The 321-nt window shown below is 70.4% G+C and carries 1 protein-coding gene; it reads right to left on the minus strand.

The window, feature by feature from the left end:
* Positions 1 to 321: 2Fe-2S iron-sulfur cluster-binding protein (locus tag AB3X89_RS40425; protein WP_368588086.1), on the minus strand; the 321-nt coding region annotated here is incomplete at both ends.

Below are 321 nucleotides of genomic sequence, written 5' to 3' on the forward strand. Positions count from 1 at the left end.
CGAGCGTGTAGTTCTTTTCCATCTTCACTTCGCCCTCGAGCACCTTCGCGCGACACGTGCAGCACACACCGCCCTTGCACGCATACGGCAGCGCGAGACCGGCGCGCAGCCCGACGTCGAGCACGCTGACGCCCTGATGCGGCAGGCGCAGCTTGCGCCGCTTGCCGTCAAGCACGATCTCGAGGTCGGCCGCAGGCGTGTCCGCGGTGATCTCGACGGGCGGCACACCCGCCTGCGGCAGCGGCGTGCCGAAGCGCTCGACGTGCACCTTCGCGGGCGGCACGCCGGCAGCCTTGAGCGCCGCCTCGGCCGCATCCATCA

Origin of the sequence: Paraburkholderia sp. BR14320 (assembly GCF_040948665.1) — a bacterium.
Classification (GTDB): domain Bacteria; phylum Pseudomonadota; class Gammaproteobacteria; order Burkholderiales; family Burkholderiaceae; genus Paraburkholderia; species Paraburkholderia youngii.